The 14807-nt window shown below is 44.3% G+C and carries 14 protein-coding genes and 1 tRNA gene; 9 read left to right on the forward strand and 6 right to left on the reverse strand.

Going from position 1 to position 14807, the window contains the following annotated elements; genetic code table 11:
* Window positions 1-137 precede the first annotated feature (137 nt).
* From ACHUET_RS12575 to ACHUET_RS12590, 4 genes are all read left to right on the forward strand, one after another.
* Complete coding sequence (locus tag ACHUET_RS12575; protein ID WP_075107264.1) at window positions 138-677, forward strand: porin family protein; 540 nt, start codon at window positions 138-140, stop codon at window positions 675-677.
* Between the two features lie 218 nt (window positions 678-895).
* Window positions 896-1459: a porin family protein gene (locus ACHUET_RS12580; protein ID WP_394213251.1), complete on the forward strand. Its 564-nt coding sequence runs from the start codon at window positions 896-898 to the stop codon at window positions 1457-1459.
* A 191-nt stretch (window positions 1460-1650) separates the two neighbouring features.
* Complete coding sequence (locus ACHUET_RS12585; protein WP_394213253.1) at window positions 1651-2265, forward strand: NfeD family protein; 615 nt, start codon at window positions 1651-1653, stop codon at window positions 2263-2265.
* Window positions 2266-2355: 90 nt separating this feature from the next.
* Window positions 2356-3237 (forward strand): SPFH domain-containing protein, encoded by an 882-nt coding sequence (locus tag ACHUET_RS12590; protein WP_394213255.1) that lies wholly within the window; start codon window positions 2356-2358, stop codon window positions 3235-3237.
* Between the two features lie 78 nt (window positions 3238-3315).
* Here the strand turns inward: ACHUET_RS12590 and hemN are convergent, their stop codons facing one another.
* A complete protein-coding gene (hemN, locus tag ACHUET_RS12595) occupies window positions 3316-4809 on the reverse strand; it encodes an oxygen-independent coproporphyrinogen III oxidase (protein WP_394213308.1) in 1494 nt (497 codons plus the stop codon).
* A 363-nt stretch (window positions 4810-5172) separates the two neighbouring features.
* A complete protein-coding gene (locus ACHUET_RS12600; RefSeq protein WP_394213257.1) occupies window positions 5173-7623 on the reverse strand; it encodes a penicillin acylase family protein in 2451 nt (816 codons plus the stop codon).
* Window positions 7624-7959: 336 nt separating this feature from the next.
* Here ACHUET_RS12600 and ACHUET_RS12605 point away from each other — a divergent pair, with 336 nt between their 5' ends.
* Window positions 7960-9549: a YifB family Mg chelatase-like AAA ATPase gene (locus ACHUET_RS12605; protein WP_394213258.1), complete on the forward strand. Its 1590-nt coding sequence runs from the start codon at window positions 7960-7962 to the stop codon at window positions 9547-9549.
* Between the two features lie 52 nt (window positions 9550-9601).
* Here the strand turns inward: ACHUET_RS12605 and ACHUET_RS12610 are convergent, their stop codons facing one another.
* Together ACHUET_RS12610 and ACHUET_RS12615 are read right to left on the reverse strand one after the other, a co-directional pair.
* The gene (locus ACHUET_RS12610; RefSeq protein ID WP_394213260.1) at window positions 9602-10285 is read right to left on the reverse strand and encodes a phosphoglycolate phosphatase; all 684 of its coding nucleotides are present in this window, start codon (window positions 10283-10285) and stop codon (window positions 9602-9604) included.
* Window positions 10286-10412: 127 nt separating this feature from the next.
* A complete protein-coding gene (locus tag ACHUET_RS12615) occupies window positions 10413-10913 on the reverse strand; it encodes a DUF4385 domain-containing protein (RefSeq protein ID WP_394213261.1) in 501 nt (166 codons plus the stop codon).
* Window positions 10914-11046: 133 nt separating this feature from the next.
* On the opposite strand from ACHUET_RS12615, the gene ACHUET_RS12620 reads away from it, so the two are divergent.
* A complete protein-coding gene (locus ACHUET_RS12620) occupies window positions 11047-11403 on the forward strand; it encodes a hypothetical protein (RefSeq protein ID WP_394213263.1) in 357 nt (118 codons plus the stop codon).
* A 123-nt stretch (window positions 11404-11526) separates the two neighbouring features.
* Here the strand turns inward: ACHUET_RS12620 and ACHUET_RS12625 are convergent.
* Window positions 11527-11602: transfer RNA gene (locus ACHUET_RS12625), tRNA-Phe, on the reverse strand.
* Between the two features lie 134 nt (window positions 11603-11736).
* Window positions 11737-12159: a hypothetical protein gene (locus ACHUET_RS12630; RefSeq protein ID WP_394213264.1), complete on the reverse strand. Its 423-nt coding sequence runs from the start codon at window positions 12157-12159 to the stop codon at window positions 11737-11739.
* A gap of 386 nt (window positions 12160-12545) precedes the next feature.
* Here ACHUET_RS12630 and hisB point away from each other — a divergent pair, with 386 nt between their 5' ends.
* The 3 genes from hisB to ACHUET_RS12645 all read left to right on the forward strand — a co-directional run bounded on the left by hisB (window position 12546) and on the right by ACHUET_RS12645 (window position 14552).
* Entirely contained in the window at window positions 12546-13193 is a 648-nt protein-coding gene (gene hisB / locus ACHUET_RS12635) for an imidazoleglycerol-phosphate dehydratase HisB (protein WP_394213265.1), read from the forward strand.
* A gap of 163 nt (window positions 13194-13356) precedes the next feature.
* On the forward strand, window positions 13357-13992 hold the full coding sequence (gene hisH / locus ACHUET_RS12640) for an imidazole glycerol phosphate synthase subunit HisH (protein ID WP_394213267.1): 636 nt from the start codon (window positions 13357-13359) through the stop codon (window positions 13990-13992).
* A 170-nt stretch (window positions 13993-14162) separates the two neighbouring features.
* Complete coding sequence (locus ACHUET_RS12645; RefSeq protein ID WP_394213269.1) at window positions 14163-14552, forward strand: hypothetical protein; 390 nt, start codon at window positions 14163-14165, stop codon at window positions 14550-14552.
* Window positions 14553-14807: the final 255 nt, after the last annotated feature.

Below are 14807 nucleotides of genomic sequence, written 5' to 3' on the forward strand. Positions count from 1 at the left end.
TCATACCATTAAACACTGACAGAGTGTCTGAAATAGTTTGTTACTATGTACCCATCGTTAGCAAACAAGGCGATAGGGCCAAATGGTCAATACAACTAAATAACTTGTTTGTCCACATTTACTTGAAGGAGCTAATAATGAAAACTCTACAAAAAACTATACTTGCACTAGCAACTGGTTCTTTACTTACTGTAGGTGCAAACGCCGCTGTTAACTATGGTAACGGCTACACGGGTCAACCGTATGTTGGTGCTAAAATTGGTCAATTTGACAATGATGTAAGTGGCGACGATCCAACTGCTTATGGTGTGTATGCTGGTTATAACTTCGATCCTAACTTTGGTATGGAAGTTGAATATGTTGGTTCAGATGATGCCGACCTAGACAACAATGCTGGCGACTATGATACCAAAACTTATGGCGCGTACGGTACTTACCGTTATATGTTCCCAAATACTGCACTATATGCCAAAGGTAAGCTTGGTATCGCTAAAACAGAGCTAGAAGCTGATTTTGATAATGGTAGCAGCGATTCAGTGAGTGATACTGGTATTGCTGGTGGTATCGGTCTTGGTTACGCAGTGAATCCTAACTTCAATGTCGAAACAGAGTATGCCATGATGGATAGTGATGCAGATACTAAGCTGCTTACTGTAGGCGCTAACTTAAAGTTCTAAGCTAATATAGCTTACCTGTAATTGTAGTCAAAAACGAAGAAACGACCATTTTATATGGTCGTTTTTTTATGCCTGTAAAATATTTTTGCAACATATGTTTACTTTGGTAAATAATTTGGTATGATACCGCCACTACTAATAACAAGTAGAAAATAGTTCAGTACTATTTGATATTAAACAAATTATTTGTTTATTAAATCCAAGGTTGAGAAAACTTTATGAAAAATCTACAAAAAGCGTTACTTGCGGTAATCGTAGGCTCAGTAATGACAATGAGTGCGCAAGCAGCTATCTCTTATGGTGCTGGTCAATCGTACGTTGGTGCTAAAATTGGTCAGTATGATGCAGAAGATACGGATGACGAAGCATTATCGTACGGCGTTTATGGCGGTTACAAGTTTACGCCAGAGTTTGGCGTTGAAGCTGAGTATCTAACTACAAGTGATGCTGACGTATTCGATGATAGTTTTGAAAAATTAGAATATAGTGGCGAAGTTTACGGCCTATATGCAACATATGATTATGTCCTGCCAAACACTGCTCTATATGCAAAAGGCCGTTTAGGTATCGCAAAAAATGAACTCGAAGTAGATTACACAGATAAAGAAGATTCTTTTTATAGCTACAATGTAAGTGAGTCTGAGACTGGCATTGCCGGTGGTCTAGGGTTGGGATACAACATTACACCAATGGCTTCTGTTGAAGTTATGTATAACATGTATCCTAGTGTTGAAGACATCGATGTTGATGGCGTAACTTTAGGCGCTCACGTTAAGTTCTAATTCATTCAAAAAGAAATAAAAAAAACGATCACTTTAAGTGGTCGTTTTTTTTGTGTCGATTTTAGCATTCATTGTGCTTGTTTTATCAAAATACCACACCATAAATAATAATAGGTAATTGATTTTTAAGATAATATTATCTGCAAAACTGTGCTACATTGGAAGGTGGGCAGATACAGGAGTAGACAGCGATGATTGAGACTATCTGGATGATTGAACCTTGGCATTGGTTGGTGTTGGGCTTCTCCTTGATGATTGCTGAGATATTTATTCCAACTTTTGCAAGTCTTTGGTTTGGCGCGGCCGCCGTGATCGTTGCCGCTTTAGCGTGGCTGTTGCCTATCCCGTTATTATTTCAGGTACTGATCTGGCTTACGCTATCGGTTTTGTTTATGTTTGCTTGGGTCAAATACATCAAGCCGCTGTCAATGAACCGCAAAAAGGCGGGGCAGAGTAGCGATCTGATTATTGGTGAGACGGGCATGATCATGGTCAAACCGCAAAAAGGCATTTCAGGTATGGTGCGTTTTAACGTGCCCATTTGGGGTGCAGATGAGTGGCCATGTCGCACAGCAGGCGTGAATGTCGAGACAGGTGATCGTGTGGTAGTCATAAAGGTGGTTGGCGATGAGATGGTGGTTGCACCCACGCAGCGCCTTCAAGCACCCAAAACCATACGGCCAAACATTACTCCGACGATTAATAGTCAAGTGCTTGCAAGTAGCAAAATGCCTGCCAAACAATCTAAAGCGAGTAGACTGAGCTTGCACAAACCCGATCTCAAAGAGACAGGTACTAGCAAATAAACGTTATCAGGTACCAAAGATTTTTAAATTAAGAAAAAAAGGACGTAAATCACGTTGCTGGCAAATAAAGCGAGGGTCAAGGAGAATCACATGGGTAGCATCTTGAGTAGTTTAAATGGCGTCGGTATCGTGATGCTGGTATTGGCAGTACTGGTGGTCTTTACCGTCTTTAAGAGCGTTTGTATCGTTCCGCAAGGGTATAAGTGGGTCGTGCAGCGGCTAGGTAAATATCAGCAAACACTAGAGCCTGGCTTTAGCATTATCATTCCTTTTGTGGATAGAGTCGCTTATAAAGTTACCACAAAGGACATCGTATTAGACATTCCATCACAAGAAGTCATTACCCGTGATAACGTCGTTATCATCGCTAATGCCGTGGCTTATATCAACATCTTGCGTCCAGATAAAGCGGTCTACGGTATTGAAGATTATGAGCATGGTATCCGCAATTTGGTGCAAACCTCCTTGCGCTCGATTATTGGTGAAATGGATTTGGATAATGCCTTATCAAGTCGTGATGAGATTAAAGCCTTGCTCAAACATGCGATTTCAGAAGACATCGCAGATTGGGGTATTACGCTTAAAACTGTAGAGATTCAAGACATTAATCCCTCGCAAACCATGCAAGCCTCTATGGAAGAGCAAGCAGCCGCAGAGCGTTTACGCCGTGCGACCGTTACTCGTGCCGATGGTCAAAAACAAGCGGCTATTTTGGAAGCAGATGGTCGTCTGGAAGCCTCACGCCGTGATGCAGAAGCGCAAGTGGTATTGGCTAAAGGCTCAGAGGAGTCGATTCGTCTTATCACAGCGGCGATGGGTGACGAAGAGATGCCGATTGTCTATTTACTTGGCGAGCAGTATATCAAGTCCATTCGCCAACTGGCAGAGTCTGACAACTCAAAAATGGTGGTGTTGCCAGCAGATATTTTGAGCACTGTTAAAGGCATGGTTGGCGATAAATTAAAGCTGTAAATATCCACAGTAATATCTAAAAAAAGACCTCGTTTGAGGTCTTTTTAATGGCTAATAGTTGGCTGCCAAGTCGTTATATCAGATAACTTTTGAGAAACGGTTTTTATGTTTCTTCTCCAAATATTCATCAAATACCATGGCGACATTGCGACCAAGCAAGCGGCCCCTAGGTAAGATACGAATGCCAGCAGCATCCATATCAATCAGTCTATCTGCTTGCATCTCGCCCAGCTGTTGAATCTCATCAATAAAATAGGTAATCGCATCGATACCGAATTTTTGATTCACATCTTTAAAATCAAGATAGTCATGGCAAAGAAGGTTCATGATGACATATTCACGTAAGCGATCTTTGATGGACGTCTTAATATATTTCACGGCAGGCATGACCATAGGATTAATTTTCGCCATATCAATCTTAGCTTGGTAGTTCTGTAGATCGGTGTCGTTTTGCAGTATATAGCGCGTATTGCTGTTGGCAATTTGACTGATGGATGAGACGCCAAAGCCCAATAAGTCACAATCACCCATGATGGTATAACCCTGAAAGTTACGATGTAACTTGCCTTCGCGCTGGGCGATCGCCAGCTCGTCATCAGGTTTGGCAAAGTGATCGATACCGATATATTGATAACCCGCTTCAGTTAGCATATTGATGGTATTACCGAGCATGGTCAATTTAGCCGCTGGGCTGGGCAGATCTTCGTCTCTGATCTGACGTTGAGCTTTGAAACGCTCAGGCAGATGCGCGTAGTTAAAGACAGACAGGCGATCTGGTGACATCTCGATGATACGATGTACGGTTTTGTCCAAAGTAGCAGGCGTTTGATGCGGTAAACCATAAATCAAATCAATATTGATAGAGTGAAAACCAAGCGCGCGCGCCTCTGTCAAGACACTCTCAATAAGCTCTGCTGAGTGCACACGATTGACGGCAATTTGTACCGTTTCATCTAAGTCTTGCACGCCTAAACTGATACGATTAAAACCGAGGTTGCGTAATATCTTGAGCGTATTATCACTCAGCTCACGCGGGTCGATTTCGATAGAATAGTCGCCTTCATCGTCTGGCAAAAACTCAAACTGAGTCTGCAAAAATTCCCACAGTTTAACCATCTCTTCATCACGCAAAAATGTTGGCGTACCACCGCCCAAATGTAGCTGCTTGACTAAAGGTTTTTCGCTACCTTCTGGCACAGACAGCAAACGGCGTTTAAGGGCAATCTCAGCCATTAAATATTGCAGATAATCACCAGAATCGCTATTTTTTTTGGTGATGATTTTATTGCATGCGCAGTAATAGCAAAGATGACGGCAAAACGGAATATGGAAGTATAAAGATAAAGGCGCGCGTGACTCACGATTCTGCAGGATTTTTGTTTCAAGACCGACTGCCTCAAAACTACTTGTCTCGAAGCTATCTGGTATCGGCATAAACTCTAACGCCGTCGGGTAGGAGGTATAACGCGGTCCCGAGCGATTGTACTTATTGATGATAGACTCATCAAATGCTGGTAGCTGTTTACTGGTGATACTGCCACGTGTACTGGCATAAGGGTTGTCGGGTTGCATAACAGGGCGCATAGTAGTTGGCGGCTCGTCCGCACGATTGTAGGGCTGCTGATTGCTCTGTTCTGAATAGTCTGTCATGCGGTATTCCTCGTTTTGACTCTCGACACTGCTGGGTTTTATGTTATCAATGACTCATATTTGGAGTCTATTTTGTATTTTTATAATTGGTTAATAGAACTGTTTGAATCGTCTATTAGTAGCAATAGGTGTCGCTAAATATATAGCAGCTAGTATAGCAAATCCTTATTAACAGTGGGGAGGTCGGTGAGTGTTCTTAAGTGCTGAAGGAGGATTGTTATGCAAATATAGAAAACCCCAGTGCTAAGCTGAGGTTTTTTATATTTATGCTTTTTTCTATGAAAACTATTCTCTTAGCTGAAGAGTATTACCAACGGCCTGATCGTTGACTTCAGCTTGACTAAACGGTAAGCGTATCCAGTCTTTAGCTGAATAACGACGTGTCTGATCACGATGGTAAGGGCGTGTACTGTCTGAGGCCTGTGAGTAAGCCAATAGCGCCTCTACGACGGGTCCTTTACTATCAAAGGTGACGGTCTGCATATAGGTAGGACCATTGGTAATTGGCTTATAAGTACCATCTTCGTTTAGTTCTGGACCTTGAGCAACGTTAAATATACCTTCGCGTCCAAGTCCACCATGCATAGGGATTTTTTCATTGTTATTGCCTGCATCGATGACATATTGTAGATCTGCCAAAGTCGCATCAAGCGCTATATTTTTGCTATTAAAGAAGGCAATCGCATCTCCCAATGCGCTGCGGGTATTGTCATTGATAATGAGGTCACGAGGCGTGTTGACAGGGTCGTTAATATCAAATTTAACATTGAATGCATCGTCCGTGGTTTCCGTAAAATTGACTTTGCGCCAGAATTCTCTAAATACATGAGCGCCTTTACTATCTAAATTATCACGACGATCCCAATTGCTCAAAACTGCACAAGCCTGAGTGGCATCGATCGTACCACCGCTGGTCAGTGGCATCACAGGATTGGCTGTACAGTCTGCCAACACATCATCGAGCACGAGCTCGGCGACGTAGCTGCGGTTGCCATAGACAACGTCTTGCATATTATCTAAATTAAAGGTGTTGCCACCAAGTTGGTCTTTATTGCTGAGTCTATCTGAGATCTGTGTCAGTCCCATGCGCGAACGCATCAGCAACGGCACACCATCTACGGCATTAGGCCCTAAAAATGGCGATAGACGACGACGTAGGAGAGGTGAAAACCCAGTTAAAGGTTGCTTGGGGTTGCTCAACCAGTAGCTGTCATTTGAGTTGGCGACGTAATCATCACGAATTAAGAAAGGCAGATTTGAGCGTCCGAAAATACCTGCTTGCGGCGAGTCAGCATCATTGCCCCATTCACAGGCAGCTGTGGCTCCGTTTAGTGCTGGCAAGTCTGATGCAATCAACGCGCCAAGGAATGGACCAGCATTGGCACTACAAGATTCTAGCTGTTGTTTGGTGACATGCGGTACGGTTGAGATATCGGCATATAGTGCTTTACCATAGCGATCAGTGGCAATGGTATTGACGAAGCCGAGACCAAGGGTATCTTGCATTCTATCAACCAAGTCTTCCACACTGCGCGCTTTGTTCATACTACGCCATTGATTCAGGGCACGCGGGTTTTCAGAAGCTGCATCACGGATCGTATAAGCGAGATTGTTATCGCCCCAGTTAGGTAATTGACCGTTCAGTGCTTTCACATTCAGCATAGGTCCATACTGTGATAAGTAGATAGGACGAACCAATGTCTGATTGTTCGGCAGTTGAATGGTCACATCGACTTTTTCGATATCACGTTGCTCAAACACACCTGTACTGTTTTGATAGTTGTATTTCATAGGATTGCCATTTACCAAACTGAGTTGGTAAAGGGTGAAGCGTTTGGCGGTCGAAACTGTATGGCTCCAAGCCACATCCTTGTTGAAACCGATGTTAATAAAGGGTTGACCTTGTTGAGCGGAGCCCATCACATCAAGCTCGCCTGGTAAGGTCAAATGAAACTCGTAAAAGCGCTGCACACCTTCCCATGGCTCATGCGGGTTACCATATAAGATGCCACTATCTGTACCAGTTACCTCGCTGCCAAAAGCATAAGCATTGCTGCCACCTTTCATTGCATTGATCGTGGAGTTATCAAACTCGGCTACTGGCTCTGGATCAACGGTACGCATTCTACTGCTGTTCATCGTTGCATTTGAATCAGGCGGTGCGGCCGCTACGATGGGTCGGACAAAGTTAGACAGTCCACCGCGCAAGTTCGCTTTGCCATATACGGTCAGCAAATCATCAATCGTGATTTCACGTACCCATTCTGCACCCGCACAATCAGGATTGATGTTATCAACCCCTTTATCCCGTAGGTATCGGCTATAGCCAGCCGCGTAACCAGTGACCGCATCAACGACCTCTGGATCCTGAGCAGCCAAAAATTTAGCGCGTCTCTCCGGAGAGTTGTACCACGTATAAAAAACGTCGCTGTCCACGTCGCCTTCGTCGCCCAGATACCGCATACTTTGGCCGCTAGCCACGACGACTTCACGCGCCAGCGAGCAGATATTATCCTCGGCAAAGGCATAACCCACGCCGTAGCCAAGTCCTTTATAGTCTTTGGCAGTGATATGAGGTATACCGAACTCGGTACGTTGAATATTTGCTGAATAAGTTGATTGAGAGGTAAATGAATCGTTATCGTCGTCGCCGAAACAACCAGATAACCCTATAGAGACTGCCACTATGAGTAGCGCGAGCCTAGGCACACGCCGATTAAGCATATCGATGCTCATAAGCTTATCCATCCATGGTTAGTTGGTGTGTATAAAGCCGTAGAAAACAGCAATCACCGAGCTTTATATGATCAATAAAATCCTTTTATTGCCAATGCTCTTTTTAACTCTGGACGTGCCATACTGAGAAAATTTTTTACTGTATCTAGCCTATCTAATAGGCATTGAGTCAATCAAAAAATCAAGTCAGTTAAGACGAGGCATAAGAGCACCTACTTATCATATAATAATTTTTGATAACTATGCTAGTAAATAAAATAGACTATAAAACACGACATTTGCGCGTTGATAAATAATACTTTATCATCGATTAATCTCTAATATCAGGAAACGCTGATGTCGTTTGCTCAAGTCTATACCCGCTCAGTCGTCGGTTTACATGCACCCAAAGTTATCATCGAGGTTCATCTATCACAAGGACTACCTGCCCTGACTATCGTTGGTTTACCAGAAGCGGCGGTACGCGAGAGTAAAGATAGGGTACGCTCTGCCATTCTTAATTCAGGGTTTCAATTTCCTAATCGGCGTCTAACGATCAACTTAGCACCTGCTGATTTACCCAAAGATGGCGCGCGTCTAGATTTACCGATTGCCATCGGCATCTTGGCGGCAAGCGGACAAATTGAGCCAGAAGTGTTGTCAGGGTTTGAATTTATTGGAGAGTTGGCACTCAACGGTGAGCTTCGGCAGGTAACCGGCAGTTTGGCAGTGGCACGCGCGATTAAAGCGGAAGGACTCGCGTTAAAGTTATCACAAGCGATAGACGCAAATGAACAAGCACAAAGTGAGCTCAATCCTTCACAGCAAGCTAAGCAAACACCTCAACTTATTGTACCGATTGATAATGGGCGGGAGGCCAGTCGCGTCGATGGCGTGACGGTACTGGCTGCACAGAGCCTAAAAGCAGTTTGCAGTCACTTACAGTCGCTAGTTGCCCCAAACGCAACCTATGAATGTTTGGAAGTGGTACAGCCTAGTTCTGCACAGCAACATGTTGGCTATCAAGTGGATTTAGCTGATGTCAAAGGACAGCACCATGCCAGACGCGCGCTGGAGATTGCAGCAGCTGGCGGTCATTCTTTATTATTTACAGGGCCGCCAGGGTCGGGCAAGACGCTCATGGCGTCACGTTTGCCGACGATATTGCCTGATCTCAGTGATGAGGATGCGCTCGAGGTAGCTAGTACGTATTCAGTGGCAGACAGTGATTACGATTACGGCACACGTCCCTTTAGACAAGTGCATCACACCATATCAGCCGTGGCTTTGGTTGGCGGCGGCTCACGGCCCAAACCGGGTGAGATTACGCTTGCTAATAAAGGCGTGTTATTCCTTGATGAGTTACCAGAGTTTGATCGCAGTGTGCTTGAGGTATTGCGCCAGCCGTTAGAAGCCAAGCAAATCACCATTAGCCGTGCCAACTCGCAAATGACCTTTCCAGCGAACTTCCAACTGGTCGCAGCGATGAATCCGTGCCCGTGTGGTTATGACGGCGATACCTCAGGTCGCTGCCGCTGTCGACCTGAGCAAATCAAACGCTATCAAGATAAACTGTCAGGGCCACTATTAGATCGTATTGATTTGCATATTACCGTACCAGCATTGCCCATTGCTGACTTGCAAAGCGCGCAGGCAGGTGAAACTTCCAAACAAGTACGCGAGCGAGTAGCAGCCGCGCATCAGCATCAATTAAAACGACAACGAAAAGTTAATAATGAGCTAAGCCCGAGCGAAATCGATGAATACATCAAACTCGGCGACAGCGAAAAGCAACTATTGCAACTTGCTCAGCAGCGCTTGAATTTATCCGCGCGTGGATATCATCGAGTGCTGCGCGTGGCGCGTACCATCGCTGATCTGGCGAATAGTACTGATATTAATAGCGCCCATGTATCAGAGGCGCTGAGTTATCGCATCAAAGCATAATCTTCGTTTGCGCTCGGGCGCCTCATTATGACCAGTTGATAGCCTATATGGATTAAACCTTTTCTTTCATGATCCAACCCACTAAATCAGCAAAATTATCAAACGCCTCGGTCGGATTTAGTTCGCGAATATCTTGTCCATAGTTATAGCCATAAGACAGACCAAGCGTGTCCATATTGGCGTTTTGCCCCGCTAACATATCGTTTCTAGAATCCCCAATCATCACTGACTGCGCGATACTAACATTGAGAGCGTCGCAAACGTGCAATAGAGGCGCTGGGTCTGGTTTTTTGACGGGTAAACTGTCACCGCCCATCACTTCACTAAATAAATCCTGCCAGCCAAATGATTCTAATATTTTTGGCACAAAACGAATAGGTTTGTTGGTGACTAGAGCGAGTGTGTAGCCAGCCGCGTGAAGTTTTTTAAGGCCGCTATCGACATCTGGATAGGCAACGGTTTTACTACCACTAAGGTTTTTATAAGCTTCAAAAAATATTTGCTCTGCGTGATCGGCTTCGGCTTGGGTCAATGCGCCCTCTGGGACAGTGATATCACCGACCAAAGCACGCTCTACGAGCATTCGTGAACCATTGCCTATCCAATTGCGTATCGTCTCAATTGGGTAGGTGTCTTTGCCAAGCGTGGTCAGCATTGCATTGGTCGCATCGGCCAAATCGGGCACGCTATCAATGAGCGTTCCATCAAAGTCAAAAATTAAAAGTTGCTTATTCATCGTTCCTCACTATTAAAAGTAATTATATTTATTATGTTCGATATTCCGTGTTATACCTTAGCACAGTAGTATTTTAAGACTGGTCAATTTAGTGTTGTTATATTCTCAAGGTGATGAGCATTAGCAGTTACTCGACATCTTTATAACGCGCGCGGTGTTCTTTCTTCATTCTTAGATAATCTTCGTTCTCACGGCACTCGTCCCATTTTTGCTTAAAAATACGCGCCGATTCTGCTTTGATGGGGTCTTCGGTTTGTCGTGGTAACTCTTCGCGGCCATGGGCGCCGCTTTGGCCTTTTTTATCATCAGGTACCGGCCCTTTATATTTTTTACCGCCCTTGTGATTGGCATAGCGACGCGCGCGGGTATAGCCCATTTGAATAAATTTGCGCGCCATATCTGCACCGACGAAGTCATCGTCAGCCAAGTAATCTAAAAACATCTGGTAAATCGTCTCACTACTCTCGCAGGCGATATCAGGCGTAGCAAAACGCCAATGCGGGAGGATTTCAGACTTGTAAGGCTCTACCAGTAAGACGCCTTGCTCACCGCGACCGACGCGATATAGCTCAGGATGCTCACGTAGATCAAGATTTTTATAATCCAAGTCGTAATCGAATTCTCTCATATCTGCCACCTAGGCTCTGTACTATAATGGGTATCTATTCATTCATAGTTACTGAGTATACTGAGCCAAGCGGTGTAGAAAAAAGCACAAAAATGTTATGCAACCGTGAGTAAAGTGAGCGATGAGAAATATCATGTTAAAGAATAAAATAAGTGTCACTAAGCAAATCCGTTCGCTAATATCTAAAAAAATACGGATTGCGCTACTACTGCTAACGACAAGTATGTTTACGAGTATGGCAGCCCATAGCGCTTGGTTTGAAAAGTTGATTCCGCAAGGTGAGACGTATACCGTACGTGAGATAGATCGTGATTTGGCGTTTGTGATTGATGGCTTTATCTATGATGCGCGCACGTCTTGTTTCTTAGCCGTGGGTGATCGCGTGATATTCTTTGAAGGACGCCACGGGATTGATTACCGCGCAACGATCTATGACTTGGATTCACGCGAGCGCTGTCATTTGCTATTACGTGGTCGGCTGTACGAATAGTGTTCGGCTCTACGAATAAGAGCGACGCATGAATAAAATGAATGCTAAAGAATACGGTAAAATTTAAACATAAAAAAAGCCCCAAACATCGCTGTTTGGGGCTTTTTGGAATTTATTAACGAATGGTGGCTCGAGGCAGGATCGAACTGCCGACACACGGATTTTCAATCCGTTGCTCTACCTACTGAGCTATCGAGCCGTCTTCGTTGAGGCGCTATTAAACTAAATATGAGCACGACTGTCAAGTGGTTTTTGCGTTATATCTCATAAAAGTCGGTAAATAATCAAATATTGGCAAAATGAGCCGTTTTGATCGCCGTTTTAGTCTTACATTTAGTCTTTTACGCGCAGTAGTTCATACTCGCTCATAATACGGTGGATATCTGCATCAGCAGGCACAAACTCACGGACACCTTTCTTGACTTCGGCATCATAGACCAGTTTGATGAATTTGGCATCGATGGCGCGTTTGCGGTTTTCGGGGTGTACCGTCAAATATTGCAAACACTTGGCATCGGTCTGCCCATCATCAAAGCAGGCAACCGCAGCGATAGGCTTATCATTGAACATACCAACATAGAGGTACTGTCCACGTTTGAATCCTTGCGCCACGATATTTAATACCTCGGCACCATCAGGCTGCGCATCATCACTGTCGTACAAGGCCTGCAAGCGTTCTGCTAGCTCATTGTCGCGAGCAGGTTTTTTGATAAGTGGCGCATCCAAGCTATTAATAGCGATCGCTTCTAAAGGCATAGCAGTTCCTATAAACAGAGGGGTTTTATGGTCAGACAGCACCATGTCATAGAGAGTAGTGCCATAAAGGTGAGACTGTCAACGTTCGCGCCAGTCATGATTGATAATACTGAATACACTATTTTAGCAGAATGACGTAATTTTGTACGTGGTTTAGCGCTTGGTCGTGGCAGTAAATGTTAGGGTTTGCTATGATGAGGCTAGATAATGTGCGATACACATCAACCCTAATATATTGATATCTTTTGTATATATCACTTTTTCATACATTTTTTGCTGACGCTGATTGCAGCGCTAGCCTCGATGTAACGAACAGCAATGGGCGATGTTTTACCCTATTTATAATTGACCGCTTTTCACTGATAAAAAACCGATAGAGAATAGCCATGACAGCCAATGCAACTGAGCAAAATCAAGCAACAAACCTAAATTTATATGGTCGCCCTGAGCGCATCGCGACCGTTGAGCGCATCACTGCCGAAACGCAAATCACTTGTACCGTCAACCTCGATGGTACGGGCAAAGGCGTGGTAGACACGGGCGTACCATTTTTGGATCATATGATTGATCAAATCAAGCGTCACGGTTTGTTTGACTTGGATATCAAATGCAACGGTGACACTTTTATCGATGACCATCATAGCGTTGAAGACACGGGTATTACCCTTGGGCAAGCATTTAACAAAGCGTTGGGCGACAAAAAAGGCATCCGTCGTTATGGACATTTTTATGCACCGTTAGACGAAGCACTGACCCGCGCTGTGGTTGATCTGTCAGGGCGTCCAGGGCTGCACATGGACATCCCATTTACGCGCTCGCACGTTGGCCGCTTCGATGTTGATCTATTCAGTGAGTTCTTTTATGGCTTCGTCAATCATTCATGGATGACGGTGCATTTAGACAACCTCAAAGGCAAAAACAGCCATCATCAGATCGAATCAACCTTTAAAGCTTTTGCGCGTGCGCTGCGTATGGCCTGTGAATACGATGAGCGCGCGCTAAACACCTTGCCATCGACCAAAGAGGCTTTCTAAGACGCATTTAAGGCTTTTCTACAAGATTACTCAAAAGGGCCAGTCAAGCTTGGCGTACTGGTTGTACAGCCTGCGCTCGACTTCCTTGTAGCAAAACCTTATCTACACCTAGATAATAGCTAATAGTATAGTAGTCAAAATATTTAAAAACGAGAACCAATTGATGACCAAAGTAGCATTATTAGATTATGGCATGGGCAATCTGCACTCAGCTGGCAAGGCACTATCGGTCGTGGGTGCAGATGTCTCTATCACCAATGATCCGAAAGTCGTCGCGGCAGCAGATAAAATTGTCTTCCCTGGTGTTGGCGCGATGCGTGATTGTATCGCTGGTATGCATGAGGCAGGCATTGATGAGGTGATACGCCATGCAGTTTTTAACAAGCCCGTTATGGCCATCTGTGTGGGCATGCAGGCATTGTTTACGCAATCCGCTGAAAATGGTGGTACAGACTGCCTCGGTATCCTAAATGGCACGGTAGAAGCATTTGATCCGACGTGGAAAGATAAGAAAGGCGACACGATAAAAGTGCCGCATATGGGCTGGAATACCATCAGCGGTATGGATTTTGACCATCCGCTTTGGCAGGGTATTGAAGACAACGCGCATTTTTATTTTGTGCACAGCTACTACTGCGCCCCTAGCGACCGCAAGCAAGTCGCAGCGGTATGCGACTATGGTCAACCGTTCTGTGCCAGTGTCATCCAAGACAATCTGTTTGCGACTCAGTTCCATCCCGAAAAAAGCCATACCGCAGGCTTACAGCTACTAAAGAACTTCGTGGATTGGGATGTGTAAATAGGCGATAAACGTAAATCAAAGATGTCATGCAGCCAAAGGCAGATTATCGCTTGTATAGTCTGCCTTTTTATTTCTCATTATTTTCATTTTACGTTATCAATTTCTAGTTATTATGGTTCGATGATACGCTCAATCACTTTCTGCTCGCTTATATTTGGAATACTCTAGTGGACTTTACCGCCTTTAAAATGAATGTTGTTGAAACAACTGGCCTTGCCAAAGATGCCTTACATATCTATGTCGGCGTTAGTGTCTACCTACTTTGTCTGTTTGTGCTGCGTCCTATCATCAAAAACCACAATATCAGAGCGTTTATCGCGTTGATCGTGGTCACTGGCGTGGCGTTATCAGGTGAGTATCTGGACAATCGCCATATCATCGTACCCAAAGGACTCTTGGCGTTAGAAATGGTGGACATAAAGGCCAGTCTGCACGATCTGATGAATACGTGCCTATTGCCTTATTTACTCTTTGCGCTGAATAAGTGGACGACTATATTTCACCCGACCAATAGATCTACCTCACTGACCAAGCGCCATAAAAAAACGGACTATTAATGAGTCCGTTTTTATTTGTTCGCTTTATTTACAATTATTTGTTTTGCGCTCAATCACAAAGTTCACAAAACACTTCCACCAGTCGCTTTTATACCATGCCTTTGCATTGGTTCATCAAGAACAATACTCCTATAAGAATACCAACATAAATGACTTCTAAAATAGCTTCTGCCTAAGTAGGTAGTTATTGCAGCGGTTGTAATTTGACAGATCAAACACGCTCTCTTTACAAAGCTTACGAAACATAAAAAGTCT

The organism is Psychrobacter piscatorii (assembly GCF_043641605.1).
GTDB lineage: Bacteria > Pseudomonadota > Gammaproteobacteria > Pseudomonadales > Moraxellaceae > Psychrobacter > Psychrobacter piscatorii_C.

Coding starts and splice junctions, on each gene's coding strand:
- ACHUET_RS12575 (WP_075107264.1), top strand. CDS start 138: ATGAAAACTCTACAAAAAACTATACTTGCACTAGCAACTGGTTCTTTA.
- ACHUET_RS12580 (WP_394213251.1), top strand. CDS start 896: ATGAAAAATCTACAAAAAGCGTTACTTGCGGTAATCGTAGGCTCAGTA.
- ACHUET_RS12585 (WP_394213253.1), top strand. CDS start 1,651: ATGATTGAGACTATCTGGATGATTGAACCTTGGCATTGGTTGGTGTTG.
- ACHUET_RS12590 (WP_394213255.1), top strand. CDS start 2,356: ATGGGTAGCATCTTGAGTAGTTTAAATGGCGTCGGTATCGTGATGCTG.
- hemN (WP_394213308.1), bottom strand. CDS start 4,809: ATGCAACCCGACAACCCTTATGCCAGTACACGTGGCAGTATCACCAGT.
- ACHUET_RS12600 (WP_394213257.1), bottom strand. CDS start 7,623: ATGAGCATCGATATGCTTAATCGGCGTGTGCCTAGGCTCGCGCTACTC.
- ACHUET_RS12605 (WP_394213258.1), top strand. CDS start 7,960: ATGTCGTTTGCTCAAGTCTATACCCGCTCAGTCGTCGGTTTACATGCA.
- ACHUET_RS12610 (WP_394213260.1), bottom strand. CDS start 10,285: ATGAATAAGCAACTTTTAATTTTTGACTTTGATGGAACGCTCATTGAT.
- ACHUET_RS12615 (WP_394213261.1), bottom strand. CDS start 10,913: ATGAGAGAATTCGATTACGACTTGGATTATAAAAATCTTGATCTACGT.
- ACHUET_RS12620 (WP_394213263.1), top strand. CDS start 11,047: ATGTTAAAGAATAAAATAAGTGTCACTAAGCAAATCCGTTCGCTAATA.
- ACHUET_RS12630 (WP_394213264.1), bottom strand. CDS start 12,159: ATGCCTTTAGAAGCGATCGCTATTAATAGCTTGGATGCGCCACTTATC.
- hisB (WP_394213265.1), top strand. CDS start 12,546: ATGACAGCCAATGCAACTGAGCAAAATCAAGCAACAAACCTAAATTTA.
- hisH (WP_394213267.1), top strand. CDS start 13,357: ATGACCAAAGTAGCATTATTAGATTATGGCATGGGCAATCTGCACTCA.